Annotated in this window: 25 protein-coding genes; 10 read left to right on the top strand and 15 right to left on the bottom strand. The window is 61.0% G+C overall.

Features of this window, described 5'->3' with window-relative positions; genetic code table 11:
* Positions 1 to 52: 52 nt before the first annotated feature.
* From thrC to xerD, 4 genes are all read right to left on the bottom strand, one after another.
* The gene (thrC, locus tag JFT85_RS21485; RefSeq protein WP_053257831.1) at positions 53 to 1,462 is read right to left on the bottom strand and encodes a threonine synthase; all 1,410 of its coding nucleotides are present in this window, start codon (positions 1,460 to 1,462) and stop codon (positions 53 to 55) included.
* A gap of 67 nt (positions 1,463 to 1,529) precedes the next feature.
* On the bottom strand, positions 1,530 to 2,834 hold the full coding sequence (locus JFT85_RS21480) for a homoserine dehydrogenase (protein WP_053257832.1): 1,305 nt from the start codon (positions 2,832 to 2,834) through the stop codon (positions 1,530 to 1,532).
* A gap of 129 nt (positions 2,835 to 2,963) precedes the next feature.
* On the bottom strand, positions 2,964 to 3,695 hold the full coding sequence (locus JFT85_RS21475) for a thioredoxin fold domain-containing protein (protein ID WP_053257833.1): 732 nt from the start codon (positions 3,693 to 3,695) through the stop codon (positions 2,964 to 2,966).
* 169 nt (positions 3,696 to 3,864) lie between these two features.
* Positions 3,865 to 4,761, bottom strand: a complete 897-nt coding sequence (gene xerD / locus JFT85_RS21470) for a site-specific tyrosine recombinase XerD (protein ID WP_053257834.1) — start codon at positions 4,759 to 4,761, stop codon at positions 3,865 to 3,867.
* Between the two features lie 107 nt (positions 4,762 to 4,868).
* Here xerD and JFT85_RS21465 point away from each other — a divergent pair, with 107 nt between their 5' ends.
* On the top strand, positions 4,869 to 6,677 hold the full coding sequence (locus JFT85_RS21465) for a cation:proton antiporter (RefSeq protein ID WP_201230388.1): 1,809 nt from the start codon (positions 4,869 to 4,871) through the stop codon (positions 6,675 to 6,677).
* A 1-nt stretch (position 6,678) separates the two neighbouring features.
* Here JFT85_RS21465 and JFT85_RS21460 read toward each other — a convergent pair whose 3' ends face one another.
* The 6 genes from JFT85_RS21460 to ffh form a co-directional block, all read right to left on the bottom strand.
* Positions 6,679 to 7,092: an acyl-CoA thioesterase gene (locus tag JFT85_RS21460; RefSeq protein WP_016977715.1), complete on the bottom strand. Its 414-nt coding sequence runs from the start codon at positions 7,090 to 7,092 to the stop codon at positions 6,679 to 6,681.
* 82 nt (positions 7,093 to 7,174) lie between these two features.
* Entirely contained in the window at positions 7,175 to 7,525 is a 351-nt protein-coding gene (gene rplS / locus JFT85_RS21455) for a 50S ribosomal protein L19 (RefSeq protein WP_003175895.1), read from the bottom strand.
* Positions 7,526 to 7,570: 45 nt separating this feature from the next.
* Positions 7,571 to 8,344, bottom strand: a complete 774-nt coding sequence (trmD, locus tag JFT85_RS21450) for a tRNA (guanosine(37)-N1)-methyltransferase TrmD (protein WP_201230386.1) — start codon at positions 8,342 to 8,344, stop codon at positions 7,571 to 7,573.
* Entirely contained in the window at positions 8,326 to 8,862 is a 537-nt protein-coding gene (gene rimM / locus JFT85_RS21445; protein ID WP_003175898.1) for a ribosome maturation factor RimM, read from the bottom strand. Before rimM ends, trmD begins: the two co-directional genes overlap by 19 nt.
* Before the next feature lie 5 nt (positions 8,863 to 8,867).
* Positions 8,868 to 9,119, bottom strand: a complete 252-nt coding sequence (gene rpsP / locus JFT85_RS21440; RefSeq protein WP_003175899.1) for a 30S ribosomal protein S16 — start codon at positions 9,117 to 9,119, stop codon at positions 8,868 to 8,870.
* A gap of 250 nt (positions 9,120 to 9,369) precedes the next feature.
* Positions 9,370 to 10,746, bottom strand: a complete 1,377-nt coding sequence (gene ffh / locus JFT85_RS21435; RefSeq protein ID WP_010207982.1) for a signal recognition particle protein — start codon at positions 10,744 to 10,746, stop codon at positions 9,370 to 9,372.
* 233 nt (positions 10,747 to 10,979) lie between these two features.
* Here ffh and JFT85_RS21430 point away from each other — a divergent pair, with 233 nt between their 5' ends.
* The 3 genes from JFT85_RS21430 to JFT85_RS21420 all read left to right on the top strand — a co-directional run bounded on the left by JFT85_RS21430 (position 10,980) and on the right by JFT85_RS21420 (position 14,620).
* Positions 10,980 to 11,792 carry a cytochrome C assembly family protein gene (locus JFT85_RS21430; RefSeq protein WP_053257836.1) on the top strand — a complete coding sequence of 271 codons (813 nt, stop codon included), beginning with the start codon at positions 10,980 to 10,982 and terminating at the stop codon, positions 11,790 to 11,792.
* A gap of 12 nt (positions 11,793 to 11,804) precedes the next feature.
* Positions 11,805 to 13,043 (top strand): transporter associated domain-containing protein, encoded by a 1,239-nt coding sequence (locus JFT85_RS21425; RefSeq protein ID WP_073638186.1) that lies wholly within the window; start codon positions 11,805 to 11,807, stop codon positions 13,041 to 13,043.
* Positions 13,044 to 13,309: 266 nt separating this feature from the next.
* Positions 13,310 to 14,620, top strand: a complete 1,311-nt coding sequence (locus JFT85_RS21420) for an MFS transporter (RefSeq protein WP_078827257.1) — start codon at positions 13,310 to 13,312, stop codon at positions 14,618 to 14,620.
* Positions 14,621 to 14,740: 120 nt separating this feature from the next.
* Here the strand turns inward: JFT85_RS21420 and purT are convergent, their stop codons facing one another.
* From purT to JFT85_RS21395, 5 genes are all read right to left on the bottom strand, one after another.
* Positions 14,741 to 15,922 (bottom strand): formate-dependent phosphoribosylglycinamide formyltransferase, encoded by a 1,182-nt coding sequence (purT, locus tag JFT85_RS21415; RefSeq protein ID WP_014719785.1) that lies wholly within the window; start codon positions 15,920 to 15,922, stop codon positions 14,741 to 14,743.
* Positions 15,923 to 15,991: 69 nt separating this feature from the next.
* Positions 15,992 to 16,459, bottom strand: a complete 468-nt coding sequence (locus JFT85_RS21410; protein ID WP_053257839.1) for a preQ0 transporter — start codon at positions 16,457 to 16,459, stop codon at positions 15,992 to 15,994.
* Between the two features lie 164 nt (positions 16,460 to 16,623).
* Positions 16,624 to 16,839 carry a DUF1289 domain-containing protein gene (locus tag JFT85_RS21405; RefSeq protein ID WP_201230384.1) on the bottom strand — a complete coding sequence of 72 codons (216 nt, stop codon included), beginning with the start codon at positions 16,837 to 16,839 and terminating at the stop codon, positions 16,624 to 16,626.
* On the bottom strand, positions 16,836 to 17,360 hold the full coding sequence (locus JFT85_RS21400; protein WP_053257841.1) for a gamma carbonic anhydrase family protein: 525 nt from the start codon (positions 17,358 to 17,360) through the stop codon (positions 16,836 to 16,838). The genes JFT85_RS21405 and JFT85_RS21400 overlap by 4 nt, the downstream gene beginning before the upstream one ends.
* 35 nt (positions 17,361 to 17,395) lie before the next feature.
* Complete coding sequence (locus JFT85_RS21395) at positions 17,396 to 17,998, bottom strand: CoA pyrophosphatase (RefSeq protein ID WP_017736785.1); 603 nt, start codon at positions 17,996 to 17,998, stop codon at positions 17,396 to 17,398.
* A gap of 146 nt (positions 17,999 to 18,144) precedes the next feature.
* Here JFT85_RS21395 and JFT85_RS21390 point away from each other — a divergent pair, with 146 nt between their 5' ends.
* From JFT85_RS21390 to ptsP, 6 genes are all read left to right on the top strand, one after another.
* Positions 18,145 to 18,693 (top strand): NUDIX hydrolase, encoded by a 549-nt coding sequence (locus JFT85_RS21390; RefSeq protein WP_053257842.1) that lies wholly within the window; start codon positions 18,145 to 18,147, stop codon positions 18,691 to 18,693.
* Positions 18,694 to 18,734: 41 nt separating this feature from the next.
* A complete protein-coding gene (locus JFT85_RS21385; protein ID WP_053257843.1) occupies positions 18,735 to 19,238 on the top strand; it encodes a L,D-transpeptidase family protein in 504 nt (167 codons plus the stop codon).
* Positions 19,239 to 19,500: 262 nt separating this feature from the next.
* Positions 19,501 to 20,259: a GntR family transcriptional regulator gene (locus JFT85_RS21380; RefSeq protein ID WP_069551687.1), complete on the top strand. Its 759-nt coding sequence runs from the start codon at positions 19,501 to 19,503 to the stop codon at positions 20,257 to 20,259.
* 10 nt (positions 20,260 to 20,269) lie between these two features.
* Positions 20,270 to 21,376 carry an N-acetylglucosamine-6-phosphate deacetylase gene (nagA, locus tag JFT85_RS21375; RefSeq protein ID WP_053257845.1) on the top strand — a complete coding sequence of 369 codons (1,107 nt, stop codon included), beginning with the start codon at positions 20,270 to 20,272 and terminating at the stop codon, positions 21,374 to 21,376.
* Positions 21,369 to 22,379, top strand: coding sequence for an SIS domain-containing protein (locus JFT85_RS21370; protein ID WP_420876050.1), 1,011 nt, complete (start codon positions 21,369 to 21,371; stop codon positions 22,377 to 22,379). Before nagA ends, JFT85_RS21370 begins: the two co-directional genes overlap by 8 nt.
* 29 nt (positions 22,380 to 22,408) lie before the next feature.
* The gene (gene ptsP, locus JFT85_RS21365; protein WP_201230381.1) at positions 22,409 to 24,919 is read left to right on the top strand and encodes a phosphoenolpyruvate--protein phosphotransferase; all 2,511 of its coding nucleotides are present in this window, start codon (positions 22,409 to 22,411) and stop codon (positions 24,917 to 24,919) included.
* Positions 24,920 to 24,931 lie beyond the last annotated feature (12 nt).

Below are 24,931 nucleotides of genomic sequence, written 5' to 3'. Positions count from 1 at the left end.
GAAAAAGCCCGTCACGAAGACGGGCTTGACCTACCGCGCAGCACCCTGTGGATCAGAGCGGCTTACCGCGGTTGCCGTGCTGGCTGACAAACGCCTGCATGGCTTTCAGATCGTTCGGCAACACCGTGCAGCGCTCTTCACGCTCGAACAGGTCAGCCAGATGCTCTGGCAACTCCAGCGCTTTGCCAACACCGGCCTTCTCCACCGCTTCCGGGAATTTGACCGGGTGAGCAGTGCCCAGAATCACCATTGGGATGTCCAGGCTGCGACGGCATTCGCGTGCGGCCTTCACACCGATGGCGGTGTGTGGGTCGAGCAGTTCGCCGGTCTGGGCGTAGACCTCAGCGATGGTTTCACAGGTCTGTGCATCGTCCACGGCCAGGGAGTCGAACAGCTTGCGGGTTTCGGTCCAGCGTTCTTGCTCGACGCTGAAACCGCCACCTTGCTTGAAGCTGTTCATCAGCTCGGCAAGGGCTGCGCCATTGCGACCGTGCATGTCGAACAGCAGGCGTTCGAAGTTCGACGACACCATGATGTCCATGGACGGCGACAGTGTCGCGTGCAGGGTTTCCTTGACGTACTGGTTGCCGCTCATGAAGCGGTGCAGGATGTCGTTGCGGTTGGTGGCGACGATCAACTGGTTGATCGGCAGGCCCATGTTGCGCGCCAGGTAACCGGCAAAGATGTCGCCGAAGTTGCCGGTCGGCACCGAGAACGACACCGAGCGCGCCGGGCCGCCCAACTGCAGGGACGCGTGGAAGTAGTAAACGATCTGGGCCATGATCCGTGCCCAGTTGATCGAGTTCACCGCCACCAGGCGCGTACCTTTGAGGAAGCTCTGGTCAGCGAAGCTGTTCTTGACCATTTCCTGGCAGTCATCGAAGTTGCCTTCGATGGCGATGTTGTGGATGTTTTCACCGAAAATGGTCGTCATCTGGCGACGCTGCACTTCCGACACGCGCTTGTGCGGGTGCAGGATGAAGATGTCGACGTTTTCGCAGTGCTTGCAACCTTCGATGGCGGCCGAACCGGTATCACCGGACGTAGCACCGATGATCACCACACGCTCGCCACGTTTTTCCAGCACGTAATCGAGCAGGCGACCCAGCAATTGCAGGGCGAAGTCCTTGAACGCCAGGGTCGGGCCGTGGAACAGCTCCAGCACCCATTCGTTGCCGTTCAACTGACGCAGAGGCGCAATGGCGCTGTGGGAAAACACCCCGTACGTCTCTTCCAGAATCTTTTTGAAATCCGCATCCGGAATGCTGCCGGTGACGAACGGGCGCATCACCCGGAACGCCAGCTCGTGGTACGGCAGGCCCGCCCAGGAGGCGATTTCTTCCTGAGTAAAACGTGGCAGGTTTTCCGGCACGTACAGGCCGCCGTCAGTGGCAAGGCCTGCCAGCAAAACGTCTTCGAAATTCAGGGCCGGTGCCTGGCCGCGGGTGCTGATATAACGCATGACTGGCTCCTCTAAAACATTCTCGAACAGAGGCCGCCGAACACACGGGGCCCCTGGATCAAATCGGTTAGTTCAAGTGTTCGACGCGAATCCGCACCACCGGGCCCACCACGCCTTGCAGGGCTTCGAGGGCGGCGATGGCATCGTTCATGCGTTGTTCGAGCACACGGTGGGTCAACAGGATCATCGGCACCTGGCCGTTTTGCTCCTCGACTTCCTTCTGCATAATCGACTCGATATTGATGCCGCGCTCCGACAGGATGCTGGCAACCTGGGCCAACACGCCTGGATGATCCTGAGCCTGGATGCGCAGGTAGTAGGCGCTCTCGCAGGCTTCAATCGGCAGGATCGGGTGGGCCGACAGCGAGTCCGGCTGGAAGGCCAGGTGCGGCACACGGTTTTCCGGGTCGCTGGTCATGGCGCGAACCACGTCCACCAGGTCGGCGATCACCGACGAAGCGGTTGGCTCCATACCGGCCCCGGCGCCGTAGAACAGCGTGGAGCCGGCAGCATCACCGTTGACCATCACGGCGTTCATCACGCCGTTGACGTTGGCGATCAGGCGGTCGGCCGGGATCAACGTCGGGTGCACACGCAACTCGATACCGGCCGGAGTGCTACGCGCCACACCGAGGTGCTTGATGCGGTAGCCGAGGGCTTCGGCGTAGTTCACGTCGGCAGTGGTCAGCTGGGTGATGCCTTCGGTGTAGGCCTTGTCGAACTGCAGCGGAATACCAAAGGCGATGGAGGCCAGGATGGTCAGCTTGTGCGCCGCGTCGATGCCTTCCACGTCAAACGTCGGGTCGGCTTCGGCGTAACCCAGCGCCTGGGCTTCGGCCAACACGTCTTCGAAGGTACGGCCCTTCTCGCGCATTTCGGTGAGGATGAAGTTGCCGGTGCCGTTGATGATGCCGGCCACCCAGTTGATACGGTTGGCGGACAGGCCTTCACGGATCGCCTTGATCACCGGGATGCCACCGGCCACAGCCGCTTCGAACGCAACAATCACGCCCTTCTCACGCGCCTTGGCGAAGATCTCGTTACCGTGCACGGCGATCAGCGCCTTGTTGGCGGTGACCACGTGCTTGCCGTTCTCGATGGCCTTGAGCACCAGCTCGCGGGCTACGGTGTAACCGCCAACCAGCTCGATGACGATATCGATTTCAGGGTTGGTGGCCACAGCGAAGACATCGTTGGTAATCGCAATACCGGTCGTTTGGAACTGAGGCTTTGGCGTACGCGTGGCAATTTGCGCCACTTCAATTCCACGCCCTGCACGGCGGGAAATTTCTTCAGCATTACGCTGAAGTACGTTCAAGGTGCCGCCACCGACGGTCCCTAACCCACAGATGCCTACTTTGACCGGTTTCACTGAAGAACTCCCCATGAAACGGCCGACTCAAGGTCGGCCGTGGTAAACAGCCGCACAACTGCGGCTCTCAATTAATGCCCCGTCGACTGTTCGACGGGGCATGATCGTCAAAGGCTCGACGATGACTGCTTACTTCGCACCCAGTGCCAGTTTGGCAACTTGTGGCGCAGGCTGGTAGCCCGGAATGACCTGGCCATCAGCCAAAACGATGGCCGGTGTACCGTTCACACCAATCGACTGGCCCAGGGCGAACTGCTTGGAAACCGGGTTGGCGCATTTGGCCGATTTGATTTCCTTGCCATCGACCATTTTGTCCATGGCCGCTTTCTTGTCGGCCGAGCACCATACGGCTTGCAGCTGTTCGTCACCCGGCGAGCCCAGGCCCTGGCGCGGGAACGCGACGTAGCGCACTTCGATCCCCATTTTGTTCAGCGCAGGCACTTCGGCGTGCAGCTTGTGGCAGTACGGGCAGGTGGTATCGGTGAACACCGTGATATGAGTCTTGGTCTCGCCGATGGCTGGGTAAACCACGGTTTCAGCCACTGGAATACCGTTGATCAACTTGGACACGCCCAGGCGTTCGGCTTTCTCGGTCAGGTTGACCGGCTTGCCGTCTTTCAACTGGAACAGGTAGCCCTGGACGATGTACTGGCCATCGGCACTGGCGTACAGCACACGGCTGCCTTTGAGCTTGACCTCATACAGCCCGGCCATCGGGCTGGCACTGATGCTTTCAATCGGCGTATCGAGTTGCAGGTTGGCCAAGCTCTTGCGAATAGTCTGCTCGGCAGCGTCATCGGCGACAACAAAGGTGGAAACCAACGCAATGGCTGCGGCGGCAATAATCTGGGTCAAGCGCATGGGAACTCCTGAAGGCAGATGCAGGGACGGGCGCATGAACACCGATCTGGAAACACGGGGCTGTCAATACGAGCCTGGGCGCCGTCCCCTTTGCGAACCGGCAAAGCCTACCACAGTTGGGCCGGGGGGCAGACTGCGGCAGGTAAATTGGGCCTTTTCCGACGTAATTTTATCCGCGAGGGTGATGCTTGGCGTGCATCTCCTGCAGACGTGCGCGCGCGACGTGGGTGTAAATCTGGGTGGTGGATAAATCACTGTGCCCCAGCAGCATTTGCACCACGCGCAAATCCGCACCGTGGTTGAGCAAATGGGTGGCAAACGCATGGCGCAACGTATGTGGCGAAAGTGTCTTGCCGATTCCGGCCACTTTGGCCTGGTGCTTGATACGGTGCCAGAAGGTCTGACGGGTCATCTGCTCGCCGCGCAGGCTGGGAAACAGCACGTCGCTGGGCCGCCCGCCGAGCAATTCGCCACGGGCATCACGCATATAGCGCTCAACCCACACAATCGCCTCCTCGCCCATCGGCACCAGTCGCTCCTTGCTGCCTTTGCCCATGACGCGCAGCACGCCCTGACGCAAATTGACTTGCTCCAGGGTCAGGCTGATCAGCTCAGTCACTCGCAGGCCACAGGCGTAGAGCACTTCGAGCATGGCGCGGTCACGCTGGCCGATGGCTTCACTCAGGTCGGGCGCAGCAAGCAAGGCATCGACGTCAGCTTCCGACAGGGATTTGGGCAATGGCCTGCCGAGTTGCGGCATATCGATTTGCAGGGTCGGGTCGACCGCAATCAGCTTTTCCCGCAGCAGGTGGCGATAAAAGCCACGCACGCCCGATAGAAATCGCGCAGTGGAACGGGGTTTGTAGTTCTGCTCCAACCGCCAGGCCAGGTGATCGAGGATCAACTCACGTCCAGCATTGATCAGCTCGAGGTTTTTCTCCTGCAACCAGCCGTTGAACAGGGCCAAATCACTGCGATAAGCCTGGCGGGTGTTGTCCGACAGGCCTTTTTCCAGCCACAGGGCGTCGAGGAAACGGTCGATCAGGGGATGGTCAATGGCGGGCATGGGCACTCAAGCAGCGCAGCACAGGGCTTTGCGCAAATTATTTAGTGAACTGTGACAACGGCCACTAGTCTTTCATAGCCCGCTATTTCAAGGAACAGGGAGCTTCAATGAGCGAACAACAGATTCTGCTGGCGTTTGGTGGCATTGGCGTGGCCGCGTTGGCCTGCCAATGGCTCGCATGGCGCCTGAAACTTCCCGCCATTCTTTTTCTGTTGGTCAGCGGAATCCTGGCAGGGCCGGTGCTGGGCTGGCTGAACCCTCAGGAAATGTTCGGTCCGTTGCTGATGCCATTGGTATCCCTGGCCGTGGCACTGATCCTGTTTGAAGGCAGCCTCACGCTGCACCTGTCGGAATGGAAGGAGATCGGCAGCGTCGTGCATCGCCTTGTCACGGTCGGCGCCCTGTCGACATGGGCCGTCATTACCCTGGCTACCCACTGGCTGCTGGGTTTTGACTGGATGCTCGCGCTGCTTTTCGGCACCTTGACTCTGGTGACCGGGCCTACCGTGATTGTGCCCATGTTACGTGTCGTGCGGCCAAAAGCCTCGATCGCCAATATCTTACGCTGGGAAGGCATTGTCATTGACCCGATTGGTGCGCTGCTCGCCGTGGTGGTTTACAGCTTTATCATCGCTCGCGCGTCAGGCGACGGTTTGAGTCACAGCCTGCTGACCTTTGGCGGCGTGATCCTGTGCGGCAGCCTGTTCGGAGTCGCGGGTGGTTGGGTGTTGGGGCAGATCATGCGCCAGCAATGGCTGCCGGAATACCTGCATAACCTGGCTACGCTGGCTGGCGTTCTGGGAATCTTTATCGCCTCCAACGAGGTGATGCATGAGTCCGGCCTGCTGGCCGTGACGCTGATGGGCATGTGGATGGCCAATATGAAGGGCGTTGACGTACGTCACATCCTGCACTTCAAGGAAAATCTCAGCGTACTGCTGATTTCCGGGTTATTCATTCTGCTGGCCGCGCGCCTGGACCTGAACGCCCTGATTGCCTTGGGGCCGTTCGTACTGATCCTGTTACTGATCATTCAGTTTATTGCGCGACCTTTGAACGTCGCCCTTTCGACCTTCGGGTCCGGCCTGAACTGGCGTGAACGTGCCCTGCTGTCTTGGATTGCACCACGCGGGATCGTGGCGGCAGCCGTGTCGGCGATTTTCGCCATTCGCCTGGATGAGGCCGGTCATGAAGGCGCACTGTTACTGGTGCCGCTGACATTCGCCGTGATTATCGGCACCGTCGTCCTGCAAAGCGCCACTGCCCGCCCGTTGGCACGCCTGCTGAAAGTCGCCGAGCCTGCGCCCAGCGGCTTCCTGATCGTCGGCGCGAACGGCCCGGCGCGGATCCTGGGCAAAGCCTTGCAACAACTGGGCAGCCGTGTGCTGCTGACCGACTCCAGCTGGGAAAACATCCGCGCCAGCCGAATGGAAGGGCTACCCACCTACTTCGGCAACCCGGCATCACAACATGCCGAATCGCATCTGGATCTGGTCGGCCTCGGGCATTTGCTGGCGCTCTCACCTTCAGGCGAACTGAACACCCTGGCCGCCATGCGTTTTCGCCACGATTTTGGGCATCGTCTGTTCGCCCTGGCCAGCAGCCAGGAAAGCCGTCGCACCGATAAACACCGGGCCAGCCACGAGCACCGTGGCCATTTGCTGGGCAGCCAACCCCTGAGTTACACCAAACTTGCCAGCCTGCTGGGCCAAGGCGCAGAGCTGTATAGCACCAACCTGACAGAAGGCTTCAGCTGGGAACAGTACCAGGCGCTCCATGGCGACCGCGCGACGCTGCTGTTTGCCCGCGATACCGGCGGCTGGGTACACGTGGTGACCCCGGACAGCAGCTTGAAGCCCGTCGCTGGCTGGACCTTGCTGGCCATGATTCAACCAGAAAACAACACAGCCGAATAAGTCAGTCGGCAAAACCCGGTAAGACCGGCACAGGGCGTTTGTCAGCATCAATTGCCACGAAACTGAACACGCCCTGGATCGCCTTTTCGCGGCCATCGGCACTCATGCTCTCGACGAACACTTCGACTTCGACCTTGAGGCTGGTGTTACCCACTTTGATTACGCGACCGATCAGTTCAACGATGGAGCCGGCTGGAATCGCATGATTGAAATCGATTCGATCAGTGGAAACCGTCACCAGCGGCAAGCGGCAAAAACGCGTGGCGGTGATGAACGACACTTCATCCATCCACGCCAGCGCTGTGCCGCCGAACAGGGTGTTGTGGTGGTTGGTGGTCGGCGGGAACACGGCCTTGGTCACGTGGGTCACGGACAGGTCGGTGCGACGCTGGATTTCTTCGAGGCGGGTGGTCATGGGGAAATACCGGCAAATTGACAAATTTCAGGCACAAAAAAGCAGCCCGTAGGCTGCTTTTTTCTGCATCGGGAAGCTGGACTTAAGCCAGTTTTTCCTTGATGCGAGCTGCTTTACCGGACAGGTCACGCAGGTAGTACAGCTTGGCTTTACGTACGTCACCGCGACGCTTAACGGCCATGCTGTCGATTTGCGGGCTGTAGGTCTGGAAAGTACGCTCTACGCCAACACCGTTGGAGATTTTACGAACAGTGAAAGCACTGTTCACACCACGGTTACGCTTGGCGATTACCACGCCTTCGAACGCTTGCAGACGCGAACGGTCGCCTTCCTTCACTTTCACCTGAACGACAATGGTGTCGCCCGGGGCAAAGGTAGGGATCTCTTTGGTCATCTGCTCTGCTTCGAGTGCAAGGATGATTTTGTTAGTCATGCTGTGCTCCTAAGGTAAGTCGTCGGACCTACCATCGATACGTTGTTAACTATCGTCCCGCGCGAGGATGTATTCCTCGAGCAGCTTCTTCTCTTCTCCAGAAAGCGAGCGGCTTTCCAGAAGATCGGCGCGTCGTTCATAGGTCCGACCAAGGGACTGCTGTAAACGCCAACGCCGGATGTGTGCGTGATTGCCACTTAGCAATACGTCGGGAACACGCTGATCCGCATACACCTCCGGTCGGGTGTAGTGCGGGCAATCCAGCAAACCATCCGTGAAGGAATCTTCCTCCGCGGAGTCCGCATGCCCTAAAGCTCCAGGCAGCAGTCGTGTAACCGCATCTATCAGGACCATCGCCGGCAGCTCGCCGCCAGACAGGACATAGTCCCCAATCGACCACTCTTCATCGACATAAGCGTCAATAAACCGCTCGTCAATGCCTTCATAGCGACCGGCAATCAGGATTAATGCTTCCTCATTCGCCAGTTCGCGAACCCCAGCCTGTTTCAGCTGACGGCCTTGAGGAGACAGGTAAATCACCTTCGCCCTCTCCCCGGCAGCGGCCTTGGCCTGAGCCAACGCGTCTTCCAGGGGCTTGATCTTCATCACCATGCCCGGGCCACCGCCAAATGGGCGATCGTCCACAGTGTGATGTCGATCCGTCGTGTAGTCTCGCGGGTTCCAACAGGTAAGCTGCAAGAGCCCCTGTTTCACCGCCCGACTGGTGATGCCGTACTCGCTGATGGCGGAAAACATCTCGGGAAACAAACTGATCACTTCAATGCGCAAATTAGCCACGCTTAGAAGTCCGCGTCCCATTCCACCTTCATCTCGCCCGCTGCCAGGTCGACGGCCAACACACATTGCTCGGTATACGGCAACAGGCGTTCGCGATCATCCAGGCTGCCAGCGCAAGGCTTGACCACCATTACATCATTGGCGCCGGTTTCCAGAAGATGATCGATTTTCCCGAGCAATTGCCCCAGTTGATCAATAACCTTCAGACCTTCCAGCTGGTACCAGTAGTACTCGCCGTCGGTCAATTCAGGGAACAGGTTACGCGGCACGCAGATCTCATAACCGGCCAGAAGACGAGCTTCTTCACGATCATCAAGACCCTTGAGCTTTGCGACCAGGAACTTATCGCTCCCGCGTCCACTGACCAGCTCGACCTGTTTCACACTCCCTTCGCGCTTGAGCGTCCAGGTTTTGTACTGCAACAGGTTTTCAGTCGGATCAGTAAAGGAATACACCTTCACTTCGCCGCGAACGCCATGAACAGAGTAAATCTTGCCGATAACGATCAAATCATCAGCAACAGCTGGCGTCGCGTTCATATTGCTCAGGCTGCGGCCTTAGCCGAGTCCTTCAACAGTTTTGCAACGCGCTCGGATGGCTGTGCGCCAACGCTCAGCCAGTAGGCTACGCGCTCTTGGTTCACGGACAGACGAACTTCTTGACCACGAGCAACAGGGTTGAAGAAACCAACCTGTTCCTTGTGCGAACCGTCACGCGGGTTGCGGCTGTCGGTTACGGTCAAGTGGTAAAACGGGCGCTTTTTGGAGCCGCCAAGGGCAAGACGGATTGTTAGCATGTGAACATCGTTCCTGTAGTCGGTGCTGCAAATCTAAATGCACAGCGGGCATAGGTGCCCGAAAGGCCGCATATTCTAAGGAATATCCGGACTTTTGCAAATGTCTTTTTCTGGCGCCTATCAGCGTGCCACTCAGATCTGCTATAGAGCCGTCGGTTAAAACGGCGAGTCAGCTCCCGCTAACCGCGGGTTTGCTGGAGATCCCACATCCCTGTGGGTCGGAGCGCAAGCATGCTTGCGCTCGAATACTTTACATTTTGGGCATGCCACCGCCGGGCAACATACCGCCCATGCCGCGCATCATCTTGGCCATTCCGCCTTTGGCGGAGAATTTCTTCATCATCTTCTGCATCTGCTTGTGCTGCTTGATCAAGCGACCGATGTCCTGCACCTGGGTGCCGGAACCCATGGCGATCCGACGTTTGCGCGAACCACTGATCAGTTCAGGGTCGCGGCGCTCGGCCGGGGTCATGGAGTTGATGATGGCTTCCATCTGCTTGAATTGCTTCTCTGCCGCGCCCTGGGCATTGCCCATTTGCGCCAGGTTCACACCGCCGATGTTCGGCAGCTTGTCCATCAGGCCGCCGAGGCCGCCCATGTTTTTCATCTGTTGCAGCTGATCGCGGAAGTCTTCGAGGTCGAAGCCCTTGCCCTTCTTCAGCTTTTTGGCCAGCTTGTCGGCCTTGTCTTTGTCAAGGGTGGCTTCGGCCTGTTCGATCAGGCTGAGCACGTCACCCATGCCGAGGATACGCGAGGCGATCCGCTCTGGGTGGAACGGCTCGAGCGCGTCGCTCTTCTCGCCCATACCGATGAACTTGATCGGCTTGCCGGTGATGGCACGTACCGACAGCGCGGCACCGCCACGGGCGTCACCGTCGACCTTGGTCAGGATCACGCCGGTCAGCGGCAGTGCGTCGCCGAAGGCCTTGGCGGTGTTGGCCGCATCCTGGCCGGTCATGGCGTCGACCACGAACAGCGTTTCGACCGGGTTGATCGCGGCATGCAGCGCCTTGATCTCGCCCATCATCTCTTCGTCGATGTGCAGGCGACCGGCGGTATCGACGATAACCACGTCGATGAATTTGAGCTTGGCTTCTTTAATAGCCGCGTTGGCAATGTCGACCGGCTTCTGGCTCAGGTCGGACGGGAAGAAGGTCACCCCCACTTCACCGGCAAGCATTTCGAGCTGCTTGATGGCCGCCGGACGGTACACGTCGGCCGACACCACCATCACCGACTTCTTCTTGCGCTCTTTAAGGAAGCGCGCCAGCTTGCCGGCGGTGGTGGTTTTACCCGCACCTTGCAGACCGGCCATCAGCACAACGGCTGGCGGTACGGCGCTGAGGTTCAAATCTTCGTTGGCCGCGCCCATCAGGCTTTCGAGTTCGGCCTGGACGATCTTCACAAAAGCCTGGCCCGGCGTCAGGCTGCGGGACACTTCGGTGCCCACGGCGCGCTCTTTGACCGAGTTGACGAAGTCCTTGACCACAGGCAAGGCCACGTCGGCTTCCAGCAACGCCATGCGTACTTCACGCAGGGTGTCTTTAATATTGTCCTCGGTCAGCTTGGCCTTGCCGGTGACATGGCGCAGCGTCTGCGAGAGACGGTCAGTCAAGTTTTCAAACATGCGCGATCCTTTCAGGCCCTATTCATCGAAATGCAGTGGTGACCGAGGTAATGGCGGCCCAGGCTGTGGTAAATCGCTATTAAAAACAGCGCTCAGCGAGCCTGCGGCGTGGGCAGGTCGCGGATTATAGCGAAGACTGCGCCTGTGCACACCCGCTGTCTGGCCCGGGAGTCTTTCGTGCAGCGCAGGTGTGTGCCAAACTCAGCGCCTTTCGGGCTTGTCTATCAGGATTTATGGTCCCCTTGTCACCCAGTTTGCTACCCAGCCTCGCCGCCGCCCTTTTGTATGCCGCTGCGACTCTCTATCAGGGCACTCGTCTGGCCCAGGGCACAAAAGCGGACAAACGCCTGCTGGTGGGCGTTGGCGTCATCGCCCTGCTGGCCCATGCCGCGAGCCTGTTCACGCATCTGATGACGCCGGTCGGCCTGGGCCTGGACTTTTTCAGCGCTGCCAGCCTGATCGCCGCCGCCGTCATCGCGCTGACGTTGATGGCCTGCTATCGAATCCCCGTCGAGAACCTGCTGGTACTGCTATTCCCCCTCGGCATACTGACGGTGCTGCTGGCGCAATTTGCCCCGACCGGCACCGTGCAGGTCATTGACGAGGAACCGGGCATCCTCGCCCACATTCTGTTGTCGATTCTCGCCTACGGCATGTTCACCATCGCCGTGTTCCAGGCGTTGCTCGTGCTGCTGCAGGACCACCAGCTCAAAAACAAGCACCCGTCCGGGCTGATCAAGAACTTCCCGCCACTGCAAACCATGGAAAGCCTGCTGTTCGGTTTCCTGTGGGCCGGCTGGACACTGCTGTCGCTGTCGCTGATTTCCGGCTGGCTGTTCGTCGAAAACCTGTTCGCCCAGCACCTGGTGCACAAAACCCTGCTGGCGTGCCTGGCCTGGGTCGTGTTCAGCGTCTTGCTGTGGGGTCGCAACCGTCTCGGCTGGCGTGGGCACAAAGCGATCCGCTGGACCCTGGCCGGTTTCTGCCTGCTGATGCTGGCCTATTTCGGCAGCAAGCTGGTTCGCGAATACATCCTGCATATCTGACGGGCAGCGATCATGGACAACTTGCCCCTTGGGCCGATGCTCGCGGTAATCACCTTGCTGGTGTTATGGGCGGCGCTGTTTACCGCCATCGAAGCCGCACAACAACACCTGCTGGCACTGCGCCCTGGTACACGCCAGGGTGACAAGGCGGCCGCCCGCCTGAACTTCCCGCGTAACAGCCTGATCCTGTGCAACAGCTTGTGTCGCGCTGCGGTGGTTATCCTCTGCACCTTGCTGGCGATCTATGCCTGGGCGCAGAACGGCCCGTGGCTCGGCTGGCTGATCTCTTGTGCGATTCTGCTGGTGCTCGCCGACTACCTGCCCCGCGCCCTCGCAGTTCGCCATCCCCAGGCCGTACTGGGCTTTGGCAACACATTGCTGGGCGTGCCGCTGAAATTGCTTTATCCGCTGGCGTGGCTGCTCAATGGCATCAGCCTGCTGCTACTGCGCCCTTTCGCACGCAAAACCGGCGTGGTGAAAAAAAGCGACGAGCCGCTGCCCGACCACGATGATGAACCGGAGCCCGAGGCCGATCAAAGCCGCAGCCACGGCATGCCCGGCATTCACGCTCTGGACAACATCACGGTCAACGACATCCTGGTACCGCGCAGCGAAGTGGACGGCATCAACCTGGACGATCCGGTTGAAGAAATCATCGAGCAATTGCGTACCTCCCAGCGCACGCGCCTGCCGGTCTTCCACAGTGACATCAACCAAGTCGAAGCGGTGCTCAACACCCGGCAGATCCAACACCTGCTGCCTGATGCCAGCCTGACCAAAGATGCCTTGCTCGCCGCGTGCCACGAACCCTACTTCGTCCCGGAAAGCACCCCGCTGCAACTGCAGTTGCTGAACTTCCACAAGCAGCAACGACGCCTGGGCATGGTGGTGGACGAATACGGCGAAGTGCTGGGTATTGTCACCCTGGAAGACATTCTTGAAGAAATCGTCGGCGAATTCGAAAGCGATCAGGCGGTGGATAACCCGCATGTCGACGCGCAACCCGATGGCCGTTTCATCATCGACGGCGCTGCCTCGATCCGCGAACTGAACAAGAGCCTGGGCTGGCACCTGCCCAGCGACGGCCCCAAGACCCTCAACGGCCTGGTCACCGAAGCGCTGGAGACCATTCCAGATTGCGCGGTGTGCCTGAAAATCGGCCGCTATCGCCTGGAAATCCTCGAAACCGAGGACAACCGCGTCAGCAAGGTGCTGATCTGGCACACCAGCCGGGTGCCGGTCGCCGCATAAGCGCTTGGCACCGTTGATTTGCAGCGTTTGATAGATCGTGATCGAGCCCCTTGTTGTCTGTTCAAACCCCTTCCTATAATCGGGCGGCTTACCCAAGCCCCGCCCGACCGCGTGCTACCCGCACTCAGCGCGTCCAGGCACCGCTTTACCGTGTCTGACCGGTGTTTGCTCCCATCCCGAGCCGCCCCGCCTACACCCCTGATCCTTGGGTGTTCGACCAATAATAATCCGCGTCCAAACGCGCAATGACCGTCAGGGATACTGCCATGAGCACCACCTACAACGAGGCGGCAACCGCCGCCCCGCTCAACTCGACCGCACGGGTCGCGACCGCGAGCATCGTCGGCACCGCCATCGAGTTCTACGATTTCTACATCTACGCCACTGCGGCCGCGCTGGTGATCGGCCCGGTGTTCTTCCCGCAGACGTCCGGCACCGCGCAGATGCTGGCGTCGTTCCTGACCTTCGGCATCGCCTTCATCGCCCGTCCATTGGGCTCCGCGCTGTTCGGCCATTTCGGTGACCGTATCGGGCGCAAGTCAACCCTGGTCGCCTCGTTGCTGCTGATGGGTGTGTGCACCACACTGATCGGCTTGCTGCCGGGCTACGACAGCATCGGCGCCTGGGCCCCGATTCTGTTATGTGTGCTGCGTTTCGGCCAGGGCCTCGGGCTTGGCGGGGAATGGGGTGGCGCGGCATTGCTGGCGACCGAGAACGCCCCAAAGGGCAAGCGCGCCTGGTTCGGCATGTTCCCGCAACTCGGCCCGTCGATTGGTTTTCTGGCCGCCAACGGCTTGTTCCTGATCCTGGCCATGAGCCTGAACGACGAGCAATTCCGCAGCTGGGGCTGGCGCATTCCGTTCATCCTCAGCGCAGCGTTGGTGATGGTCGGCCTGTATGCGCGGTTGAAACTGCATGAAACCCCGGTGTTCGCCAACGCCGTGGCCAAGGAAGCACCGGTAAAAGTGCCGTTGGTGGAACTGTTCAGCCAGCATTGGTTGCCGGTACTGCTGGGCGCGGCGTCGATGGTGGTGTGTTATGCACTGTTCTACATCACCACTGCGTTTTCCCTGAGCTACGGCGTTTCCACCCTGGGCTACAGCCGCGAAACGTTCCTGGGCTTGCTGTGCTTCGCCGTGCTGTTCATGGGCCTGGCCACGCCCTTGGCAGCCTTGGCCAGTGACCGCTACGGGCGCAAGCCGGTGCTGATTGTCGGTGCCGTGCTGGCGATTCTGTCGGGCTTCACCATGGAACCACTGCTGACCCACGGTTCGACCTGGGCGGTGGCGTTGTTCCTGGCGCTGGAGCTGTTCCTGATGGGCGTGACCTTCGCGCCGATGGGCGCCTTGCTGCCGGAACTGTTCCCGACGCGCGTGCGTTATACCGGCGCTTCGGCGGCGTATAACCTGGGGGGAATTGTCGGTGCGTCGGCGGCACCATTTTTCGCGACCAAGCTGGTGGCGATGGGCGGGCTGAGTTATGTCGGCGGGTATGTGTCGGCGGCAGCGTTGCTCAGCTTGATCGCTGTGCTGTGCCTGAAAGAGACGCGGGATAATGATTTGACCAAGGTCGCCTGAAGCCGATCGTTCCCACGCTCCGCGTGGGAATGCCTCTTGTGACGCTCCGCGTCCCGCTTGGGGACGCAGAGCGTCCCGGGCTGCATTCCCACGCAGAGCGTGGGAACGATCGGGTTGGGTTTACAGCTCTACAACAACAGCCTTCGAAGCACGGGTCGCTTTAGCTCGGGCAGCCTCAATCGACTCATCCCGCGCCAACGCCACACCCATCCGACGCTGACCATTCACTTCTGGCTTACCAAACAGACGCAAGGCCGTGTCCGGCTCGCTCAAGGCGGCGCCGAGGTTGGCGAATGCCGTCTGGGTGGACTGCCCTTCCACCAGGATCACCGCCGACGCCGAAGGCCCGAACTGACGGATCAATGGAATCGGCAGGCCCAGAATCGCGCGCGCGTGCAGGGCAAATTGCGACAAGTCCTGAGAAATCAGGGTCACCAGGCCGGTGTCATGCGGGCGCGGCGACACTTCGCTGAACCACACCTGATCGCCCTTGATGAACAATTCCACGCCGAACAGGCCACGACCGCCCAGCGCCTCGGTGACCGCTTTGGCGACGCGCTCGGATTCCGCCAGGGCAATCGGGCTCATGGCTTGCGGCTGCCAGGATTCCTGGTAGTCGCCCTTCTCCTGACGGTGGCCGACCGGCGCGCAGAAAGTGGTGCCGCCGATGTGGCGCACGGTCAGCAGGGTGATTTCGTAGTCGAAGTCGATGAAGCCTTCGATGATCACCCGACCTTTACCCGCCCGCCCGCCTTCCTGGGCGTAATCCCAGGCTTTCTGCACATCGTCTGTGCTGCGCAGCAGGCTCTGGCCCTTGCCCGACGAACTCATCACCGGCTTGACCACGCACGGGAAGCCCAGGTCTTGCACGGCCTTGCTGTAGTCTTCGAAGGTGTCGGCGAAGTGGTACGGCGAAGTCGGCAGGTCCAGCTCTTCAGCGGCCAGGCGACGGATGCCCTCACGGTTCATGGTCAGCGAGGTGGCACGCGCAGTCGGGATCACGGTGAAGCCTTCGGCTTCCAGCTCCACCAGGGTGGCGGTAGCAATGGCTTCGATTTCCGGCACGATGAAGTGCGGTTTTTCCGCTTCGATCACGGCACGCAGGGCGGCGCCGTCGAGCATGTTGATCACGTGGCTACGGTGCGCAACCTGCATGGCCGGCGCGTTGGCGTAGCGATCCACGGCAATCACTTCAACGCCCAGGCGTTGCAGTTCGATTACCACTTCCTTGCCCAGCTCACCGCAGCCACACAGCAAAACGCGGGTCGCGGTTGGCGACAATGGAGTTCCGATTCGGGTCATCTCAGGTCCTCAGGGGAGCGGATCATGGGGAGAAAGGCCGGCATTTTACATGAACTGCAAAAATTGGCCTCAGTTGGCGACGGCCCGTTTGCGCAGACGCCACGCCATGATCAGCCACACCACTGTGACCCCGGCGAATTTCGACACCAACGCCGTGCCGGCCACCGCTGGCGTCAGCGCGCCGATCAGGCCAAAGAAGATAAAGGTATCAATGGGAATGCTCAGCGCCGAACTTATCCACAGGCGATCATGCAGCGGGCGCTTGGTGATGCTGAACACCAGCCAGTCAATGCACTCGGACACCGCAAACGCCGTGGCGCTGGCCAGGGCGATGGACGGGTCGGAGGTGATATACGACAGCACCAGCGCCGCCAGCATGGCGATGATCGCACCGTGGCCGAAGCGGGTTTGCACCATGTCGCGCAGGATAAACACCAGGCCACCCCAGGCGGACCAGATGACGTCAAGGTGCGGGGCGGTGGAGAAAGCGAAGTTAATCAGCACGACACTGCTGATGTAGGCGATCAGGAAGAACATAGCGCGGGAGACCTGTGGGCAGGGGCCACAGGGTACTTCACATTTTGAAATATGTCGTCTGGAAGGGCCTCTTCGCGAGCAAGCCCGCGCCCACACTTTGACCGTATTCCTACAGGATAAACACGATCAAATGTGGGAGCGGCCCTGCTCGCGAAAGCGGTCTATCAGGCACCCGACTTACCGGGCATCATCCACACCAACCCACTCGCCTTCGCCCGCTCATGGCACAACCCCAGCACCACACGGCGCTCGGCGTTGTCCATAAGGCTCCAGCGCGTAATCTCATCCACGGTGCGCTGGCAGCCGGTGCAAATATCGTCATCGTCTAACGCGCAGATGCTCACGCACGGCGAGCCGACAGGTCGTTCCAGCGGGTTCATTCTGCTTGCTCAGCCAAATCACGCGCATACCGCTGCGCGTTATGCACATAGTGCGCGGCGCTGGCTTCGAGCATGCGCTTCTGCGCCTCGGTCAGCTCGCGCACCACCTTGCCCGGCGAGCCCATCACCAACGAGCCATCGGGGATTTCCTTGCCTTCACCGATCAACGAATTGGCGCCGATGATGCAATGTTTGCCGATTTTGGCGCCGTTGAGGATGACCGCATTAATGCCGATCAAGCTGTAGTCGTCGACGGTGCAGCCGTGCAACATGGCGTTATGACCGATGGTCACACCAGTGCCCAGGGTCAGCGGATAGCCCATGTCGGTGTGCATCACGCTGCCATCCTGCACGTTGCTGTTCTTGCCGATCAGGATCAGTTCATTGTCGCCACGCAACACCGCGTTGAACCAGACGTTGGCGCCCTCCTCCAGCTTGACCTTGCCAACCAGCGTGGCATTCGGTGCCACCCAGCTTTGTGGATGCGTCTCGACGCGGGCGTCGCCCAGGCGGTATTTCATGGTTTGTCCTCACGGCTGGCCATTCAAGCGATGGCTTATATATTGATAAAGCTCTTGGGCGGCTGATGCAGGCTGATCTTGGCGTCGTCATAGAGCAGGTTGATCAGCTCGACAATCATGATCGCCGTCAGCCCCCAGATCTTGTACTCGCCAAACCGATAGCTGGGCACATACCAACTGCGGCCCTGGTAATCGATGCGGTGGGTATGTTCGCGCGGGTCCTGGCGGAAAAACTCCAGGGGCACGCTGAAGACGGCGGCGATCTCGGCATCATTGGCCAGGTATTCGACGTAATCGGGGATGACCCCGACATAGGGCGTTACACGGATGCCGTGCAAGGAGATCAAGGGACTCAACGGGCCGATGACCTCCACCAGGCCGGGGGGCAAGCCGATTTCTTCTTCGGCTTCGCGCAGTGCGGTAAAGATCAGGTCCGGGTCCTCGGGGTCACGCCGCCCGCCCGGAAACGCCACTTCGCCCCCGTGGGTCGACAGGCCGCTGGCGCGCAAGGTCAGGATCAGCTCAGGTTCGTCACTGCGGGTAATCGGCACCAACACCGCAGCCTCGGGGAAACGCCCGTCAGTCTCCAGCGTATGAGGGGTGTGATTGCTTACCCGGCGAAGTAGCTCGTCCAGCATGAGTCATCTCGGTCTGTTGGCTACCTTGCATCATGCACCAAAGCGTGCGGGTGCCCAACCCCAAAACCCGGTGCATGTCGCGAAACGACAACTTGCAGGGCCCTGCCCGTCAAGCCAAGATAGGCCGACTCTCCAGGAACCCCAGCATGAACTTCTGCAGCCAGTGCGGTAAACCGGTTACCCAGCGCATTCCCGAAGGCGACGCACGCCTGCGCTTTGTGTGTGATCACTGCTCGACCATTCACTACCAGAACCCCAATATCGTTGCCGGCACCGTGCCGGTGTGGGGCGATAAAGTGCTGCTGTGCCGCCGCGCCATCGAGCCGCGCCTGGGTTACTGGACCCTTCCAGCCGGCTTCATGGAGAACGGCGAGACCGTGGAACAGGCCGCCATGCGCGAAACCCTGGAAGAGGCCTGCGCCCGCGTGCACAACCTGAGCCTCTACACCCTGATCGATGTACCGCACATCAGCCAGGTGCATATTTTCTACCGCGCCGAACTGGTCGACCTGGACTATGCGGCAGGCCCCGAAAGCCTTGAAGTGAAGCTGTTCGATGAAGCCGACATCCCTTGGTCAGAGCTGGCTTTCCGCACGGTCGGGCGTACCTTAGAATGCTTCTTCGCTGACCGTCGGCAGCAACTGTTTCCGGTGCGCAGCGAGTCAGTGCCGCCAATGACGCGGCCGGCCAAATAACAACACTCCAGGCAGCACCTTTTCCCAGGGAATCCGTTTTAATGCGTTGGTTGCTCGCTCTTATCTGCCTGTCGTTCGCTAGCCTGTCTTTGGCCTCTTCGGTGGAAACCCTTGGCGGTAAACCTGTCGAAAAAGTCCTGGTGCTCAAGTCCGCCCATCAGTTGCAACTGATCAACGACGGCAAGCCGCTCAAGAGCTATCGGATCTCCTTGGGCAAAAACCCGAAAGGCACCAAGCAGTTCGAAGGTGACCGCCGCACGCCGGAAGGCTTTTATTGGATCGACTGGCGCAAGACCAGCGACCGCTTCAACCTGGCCATGCACATCTCTTACCCGAACATCAGTGACTCCGCCCGCGCGCGCCGCGAAGGCGTGAAACCGGGCAGCATGATCATGATCCACGGGACGCCCGACACCGAGGAATACCCGGAGCAGTGGTTCCACACCCTGGACTGGACCGACGGCTGCATCGGCATGCGCAACGTCGATATGCGTGAAGTCTGGAACCTGGTCAAAGACGGCACCATGATCGAGATTCGGCCGTAATCCGCGACCGTTCGTAAAATAATTCGAAAATAATTCCTGCCCTCGGCAGCGCCTGCCGGTGAATACCAGTTCACCGCGCGGGCTGTGCACTTGTGCGTGCCTTAAAGACCTCTCTAATACCACTTGATGCCAGGCACCATCAAAGCGCCTTTAAACCGGCACGCGCACCGTTTTGGCTGCATTGACATGGTATTTAAGTGGTATTAATTTCCGGCCATTACCGGGCGACAACACTCCAATAACCGCATCGGAAACTTCACAGATGAACCCTATCCTGACGCTGCGCCCCGACGACAAGCAATCCACGCCGCTGTACCTGCAACTGGCCCGCAACCTTGAAGCGGCGATCCATGCCGGCCAGTGGAAATCCGAGCAGGCATTGCCGTCGGAACGCGCCCTCAGCGAGCAGTTGAGCATTTCGCGAGTCACTGCCCGTAAGGCGCTGGAAGTGTTGTTTGCCCAAGGCCTGATCCGCCGCAGCCAAGGCTCTGGCACCTTTATCACGCCGCGCCTGGAGCAGCCGCTGTCACGCCTGTCGGGCTTCAGCGAAATGCTCCGACTCAAGGGCTTTGTGCCCAGCTCCCAGTGGCTGGAGCGCGATATCACCCCGCCAACCCACGAAGAGCTGATCCGCCTGGGCCTGTCGCCCAGCGACAAAGTGGCGCGCCTCAAGCGTCTGCGTAAGGCCGATGACACGGTCATGGCGATTGAAATGACCGCCATGCCCGCCGCTGTCTTGCCGCACCCGCAAGCCATCGGCAATTCGCTCTACGAATACCTGGAAAGCATCGGCAAGCCGATCGTGCGCGCCCTGCAACATATCCAGGCGATCAACGCCTCGGACGAGTTCGCCAAGTTGGTGGGCATTGCCCCCGGCACCGCCATGCTGCTGATGACCCGGGTCGGCTACACCGCCGACAACACGCCGATTGAAATCACCGACACCTACTGCCGCAACGACTACTACGACTTTGTCGCAGAGCTGCGCCGCCACGACTATAGCGCTGAACTGCGCCTCTAGAGAACTGCCCATGTCCGAAGACAACATCCTCACACCCGGTGGCTGGATTCGCGGCCGCCTGGTGCACGCACACGGCAAGGTCGTCGCCATCGAAGGCACGCCGTGCGACCCGGCTGAAAACGATTTGCCGTACCTGCTGCCGGGCTTTATCGACCTGCACGTACACGGTGGTGGCGGCAAAGACATCATGGAAGGCGTCGCCGCCTTCGAGACCATCACCCGCACCCACGTGCGGTTTGGCACGACCTCGCTGCTGGCCACCACCATGACCGCGCCGGTGGACGAAATCTCTCGTGTGCTCGGCCAGCTCGGCACCTTCTGCGAGCAGCGCCCCACCGGCAGCGCCCGTGTACTCGGCGTGCACCTGGAAGGGCCCTACATCAACCCCGGCAAACTTGGTGCACAACCCAACTTCGCCCACACTGCGCTGATGGCCGAAGTTGAAGCCTACCTGCGCCTGGCGCCCATCCGGGTGATCACCATTGCGCCGGAGATCGCCGGCCACGACACCCTGATCCGCGCGCTCAGCCAACGCGGTGTGCGCATGCAGATCGGCCACACCCTGGGCAGTTATGAAGAAGGCGTCGCCGCCCTCGCGGCCGGCGCTACCAGCTTCACGCATTTGTATAACGCCATGAGCCCGCTGCATCACCGCGAACCGGGCATCGTCGGCGCCGCCCTGGCCCACGCCAAATACGCGGAATTGATCCCGGATTTGCTCCACGTACACCCCGGCGCCATCCGCGTGGCCTTGCGCTCGATCCCGTGCCTGTACTGCGTCACCGATTCCACCGCCGCCGCCGGCATGCCCGATGGCGAATACAAGCTGGGCAGCCACACCGTCACCAAATGCCTGGGCGGCGTACGCCTGGCGGACGGCACGCTGGCGGGCAGCACCCTGACGATGGACCAGGCGCTGCGCAACCTGGTGAAAATCGGCCTGCCCATCAGCGAAGCCTCACAACGCCTGTCGCAATTTCCTGCGGATTACCTGGGCCTGGAAGAACGCGGGCGCCTGCAACCGGGCAGCTTTGCCGACTGCGTGCGCATGGACCGCTCCCTGCACCTCACCGACGTAATGGTCGAAGGAGAAACCATTGACTTCAAAAATGCTTGAAGAGGCCCTGGCCTCCTGTGACGCCGTCGCGGCGCAACTGCAACGCCTGCACCCGATGCTGGAAGAAGTCGCCGGGCGCCTGCGCCGCCAGCCGCCGCAAGTGGCGATGACCATCGCCCGTGGCAGTTCAGACCATGCCGCCAGTTACTTCGCCTACCTGGCCATGCAGCATGTGGGCATTCCGGTGGCGTCGTTGCCGATGTCGGTGGTGACCTTGTTGCAGGCGCCGCTGAAAGTCAGTGGCCAGGTCGCGTTCGGTTTCTCCCAATCGGGGCAAAGCCCGGACCTGGTCAACAGCCTGCGCCTGCTGCGCAAACGCGGCGCCTTGAGCATTTCGCTGGTCAACGCCGAAGAGTCGCCGCTGGAAGCCGCCTGCGAATTCCATGTGCCGTTGTGCGCCGGGCCGGAACACAGCGTGGCCGCCACCAAAAGCTTTATCGCCACCCTCAGCGCCAGCGCGCAGCTGATCGGCCACTGGAACCAGGACCTGTTGCTGCTGCAAGCCTGCCAGGCATTGCCCGCCGGCCTGCGTGAGGCCGCCACCCAGGACTGGCGCGCAGCGGTCGAGGCCCTGCGCGCCAGTCAGCGGCTGATTGTCATCGGCCGCGGCGCCGGTTTTGCCATCGCCCAGGAAGCCGCACTCAAGCTCAAGGAAACGTCGGCGATCCAGGCCGAAGCCTTCAGCAGCGCCGAAGTGCGTCACGGGCCGATGGCTTTGATCGACCAAGGCTACCCGTTGCTGGTGTTCGCCCCACGCGGTGCAGAGCAGGCCGGCTTGTTGAGCCTGGCCGCTGACATGCGCCAACGCGGCGCCCGCGTGCTGCTGGCCGCGCCGGACGATATCAGCGAGCGCGACCTGACCCTGACCCGCGCCGAACACCCAAGCCTTGACCCGATCCTGGCGATCCAAAGCTTTTACGTAATGGCTGCGGGCCTGGCTGAAGCGCGGGGGATGGACCCGGACCAGCCGCGTCACCTGAGCAAAGTTACCCGCACTCACTGAGTAGCGTTTTCCTGATGAGTACCGTGCCCATGTCTTACAACAATAATGAATTGACCCTAAGCGCCCCACTCAGTGGCCCGGTGCTGACCCTGGGCAACGTTCCCGACGAAGTGTTCGCCAGCGGCGCCATGGGCGACGGTATTGCCATCGACCCGCTGAATGACTGCCTGCACGCGCCCTGTGACGGGGTGATTATCCATGTCGCCCGCACCGGGCATGCGCTGACGATTCGCGCCGAAAATGGTGCCGAGGTGCTGATGCATGTGGGCATCGACACCGTGGAGCTGAATGGCGAAGGGTTTGCGCTGCTCGTGAAGGAAGGCGCACGGGTGAGTCAGGGCCAGGCGCTGGTGCAGTTTGATCTGGACCGTATCGCACGCCAGTGCAAAAGCCTGATCAGCCTGATCATTCTGACCAATGGCGAGCGCTTTGAGCTGCGGCCGGTAGCGGGAAAAACCGTCAAGGTGGGTGAGCCGTTGCTGCACATTGTTGCGCGCTCGGCAGCGCTGTCGCCGGCGGCTGTGGATAACTCGGTCACCGAAGTGCGCGCCAGCGTGCGCATTACCCACCGGGGCGGTTTGCATGCCCGCCCCGCCGCCCTGGTGCGCAAGACCGCGCAAGGGTTCAGCAGCTATGCAGAGTTGCACTTCGCCGGTAAGTCGGCGCCGTGCGACAGCCTGATTGGTTTGATGGGGTTGGGCATTGGTGAAGGTGATGAAGTGCGGATCACCTGTCGCGGCAAGGATTGCGAGGCGGCGTTGCAGGCGTTGGTGGCCGCACTCTCGGTTGCTGTGAGTGAAGAACACCACGCGCCGGTAGCCGTGGCACCGCGTCGAGTGAGCACCGAAGCCGGTGTGTTGCAAGGCGTGTGCGCCGCGCCCGGTCTGGTCTGCGGGCCGCTGTTTCGCCTCACCTGTATCGAACTGCCGCAAGACACGGGCAACCATGTCGCCGACGAACAACTGCAGCGCCTGGACACCGCGCTGGAGCACGTGCGCGGCGAAATCCGCATTACCCTGGAGCATGCACGGCAACGCAAGAATGTCGAAGAAGAAGACATCTTCGCCGCCCACCTTGCGCTATTGGAAGACCCCACGCTGCTGGACGCCGCAACCGGCGCCATCGAACACGGCAGCGCCGCCACCCACGCCTGGCGCGATGCAATCCAGGCGCAATGCGCCGTGTTGCTGGCCCTAGGCAAACCGCTGTTTGCCGAGCGCGCCAACGACCTGCGCGACCTGCAACAACGCGTACTGCGTGCACTGTTGGGGCAAGCCTGGCACTTCGAATTGCCGGCCGGTGCGATTGTCAGCGCCCATGAACTGACCCCCTCCGACCTGCTGCAATTGAGCGCGCAAAACGCCGTAGGCATTTGCATGGCCGAAGGCGGCGCCACGTCCCACGTCGCGATTTTGGCCCGCGGCAAAGGCTTGCCGTGTGTGGTCGCGCTGGGCGCCGAAGTGCTCGACGTGCCCCAAGGCCAACGCGTGGTGCTGGACGCGGCCAACGGTCGCCTGGAACTGGCACCCAGCGAGGCGCGCCACGCCGAAGTGCACCAGATTCGCGATGCGCAAACCCTGCGCCGCCAACAGCAACAGGCCTTCGCACAGGAGCCGGCGCGCACCACCGATGGCGTGAGCATTGAAGTCGCTGCCAATGTCGCCTCCAGCGCCGAAGCCCAAGCGGCCTTTGAAAACGGCGCCGATGGTGTTGGCCTGTTGCGCACCGAATTCCTGTTTGTCGACCGCCGCACCGCGCCGGATGAGCAGGAGCAACGCCAGGCCTACCAGGCCGTGCTGGACGCCATGGGCGACAAGTCGGTGATCATCCGCACCATCGACGTGGGCGGCGACAAACAGCTCGACTACCTGCCGCTGCCGGTTGAGGCCAACCCGGTGCTGGGCCTGCGCGGCATTCGCCTGGCGCAGGTGCGCCCGGACGTGCTCGACCAACAACTGCGCGCCCTGCTGCAAGTCAGCCCGCTGGAACGTTGCCGCATCCTGTTGCCGATGGTCAGCGAGGTGGATGAACTGCTGCAGATCCGCCAGCGTCTGGATGAACTCTGCGCGGAGCTGGAACTGACCCAGCGCCCGGAACTGGGCGTGATGATCGAAGTGCCCGCCGCCGCGCTGATGGCCGACCAACTGGCCCAGCACGCGGACTTCCTGTCCATTGGCACCAATGACCTGTCCCAGTACACCCTGGCCATGGACCGCGACCACGCCGGCCTCGCCGCCCGGGTCGATGCGCTGCACCCGGCCTTGCTGCGGCTGATCGCCCAGACTTGCGCGGGGGCGGCCAAACACGGGCGTTGGGTCGGTGTGTGCGGCGCCCTGGCGTCCGACCCGCTGGCCACGCCGGTGCTGGTTGGCCTGGGTGTGAGTGAACTGTCCGTCAGCCCGCCGCAAATCGGAGAAATCAAGGACCGTGTCCGCCACCTGGACGCGGCGCAATGCCGGCAATTGAGCCAGGGCCTGCTCGACCTGAGCAGCGCCAAAGCCGTTCGCCAAGCCTGTCAACACCACTGGCCGCTGAGCTGAAAACAACAAGAA

It is taken from the genome of Pseudomonas sp. TH04 (assembly GCF_016651355.1).
Taxonomy (GTDB): domain Bacteria; phylum Pseudomonadota; class Gammaproteobacteria; order Pseudomonadales; family Pseudomonadaceae; genus Aquipseudomonas; species Aquipseudomonas fluorescens.
The sequence above is the reverse complement of the archived record's forward strand: the minus strand, read 5'-3'. Positions and strand labels throughout refer to the sequence as shown.

Bases quoted from the DNA above. Each gene is read 5' to 3' on its own strand.
- ptsP (WP_201230381.1), top strand. From the start codon at position 22,409: ATGTCTTACAACAATAATGAATTGACCCTAAGCGCCCCACTCAGTGGC.
- ffh (WP_010207982.1), bottom strand. From the start codon at position 10,746: ATGTTTGAAAACTTGACTGACCGTCTCTCGCAGACGCTGCGCCATGTC.
- JFT85_RS21465 (WP_201230388.1), top strand. From the start codon at position 4,869: ATGAGCGAACAACAGATTCTGCTGGCGTTTGGTGGCATTGGCGTGGCC.
- JFT85_RS21385 (WP_053257843.1), top strand. From the start codon at position 18,735: ATGCGTTGGTTGCTCGCTCTTATCTGCCTGTCGTTCGCTAGCCTGTCT.
- JFT85_RS21380 (WP_069551687.1), top strand. From the start codon at position 19,501: ATGAACCCTATCCTGACGCTGCGCCCCGACGACAAGCAATCCACGCCG.
- rplS (WP_003175895.1), bottom strand. From the start codon at position 7,525: ATGACTAACAAAATCATCCTTGCACTCGAAGCAGAGCAGATGACCAAA.
- thrC (WP_053257831.1), bottom strand. From the start codon at position 1,462: ATGCGTTATATCAGCACCCGCGGCCAGGCACCGGCCCTGAATTTCGAA.
- JFT85_RS21400 (WP_053257841.1), bottom strand. From the start codon at position 17,360: ATGAAATACCGCCTGGGCGACGCCCGCGTCGAGACGCATCCACAAAGC.
- rpsP (WP_003175899.1), bottom strand. From the start codon at position 9,119: ATGCTAACAATCCGTCTTGCCCTTGGCGGCTCCAAAAAGCGCCCGTTT.
- nagA (WP_053257845.1), top strand. From the start codon at position 20,270: ATGTCCGAAGACAACATCCTCACACCCGGTGGCTGGATTCGCGGCCGC.
- JFT85_RS21390 (WP_053257842.1), top strand. From the start codon at position 18,145: ATGAACTTCTGCAGCCAGTGCGGTAAACCGGTTACCCAGCGCATTCCC.
- JFT85_RS21420 (WP_078827257.1), top strand. From the start codon at position 13,310: ATGAGCACCACCTACAACGAGGCGGCAACCGCCGCCCCGCTCAACTCG.
- JFT85_RS21395 (WP_017736785.1), bottom strand. From the start codon at position 17,998: ATGCTGGACGAGCTACTTCGCCGGGTAAGCAATCACACCCCTCATACG.
- trmD (WP_201230386.1), bottom strand. From the start codon at position 8,344: ATGGGACGCGGACTTCTAAGCGTGGCTAATTTGCGCATTGAAGTGATC.
- JFT85_RS21475 (WP_053257833.1), bottom strand. From the start codon at position 3,695: ATGCGCTTGACCCAGATTATTGCCGCCGCAGCCATTGCGTTGGTTTCC.
- JFT85_RS21430 (WP_053257836.1), top strand. From the start codon at position 10,980: ATGGTCCCCTTGTCACCCAGTTTGCTACCCAGCCTCGCCGCCGCCCTT.
- JFT85_RS21425 (WP_073638186.1), top strand. From the start codon at position 11,805: ATGGACAACTTGCCCCTTGGGCCGATGCTCGCGGTAATCACCTTGCTG.
- JFT85_RS21405 (WP_201230384.1), bottom strand. From the start codon at position 16,839: ATGAACCCGCTGGAACGACCTGTCGGCTCGCCGTGCGTGAGCATCTGC.
- purT (WP_014719785.1), bottom strand. From the start codon at position 15,922: ATGACCCGAATCGGAACTCCATTGTCGCCAACCGCGACCCGCGTTTTG.
- JFT85_RS21410 (WP_053257839.1), bottom strand. From the start codon at position 16,459: ATGTTCTTCCTGATCGCCTACATCAGCAGTGTCGTGCTGATTAACTTC.
- xerD (WP_053257834.1), bottom strand. From the start codon at position 4,761: ATGCCCGCCATTGACCATCCCCTGATCGACCGTTTCCTCGACGCCCTG.
- JFT85_RS21370 (WP_420876050.1), top strand. From the start codon at position 21,369: ATGCTTGAAGAGGCCCTGGCCTCCTGTGACGCCGTCGCGGCGCAACTG.
- JFT85_RS21460 (WP_016977715.1), bottom strand. From the start codon at position 7,092: ATGACCACCCGCCTCGAAGAAATCCAGCGTCGCACCGACCTGTCCGTG.
- rimM (WP_003175898.1), bottom strand. From the start codon at position 8,862: ATGAACGCGACGCCAGCTGTTGCTGATGATTTGATCGTTATCGGCAAG.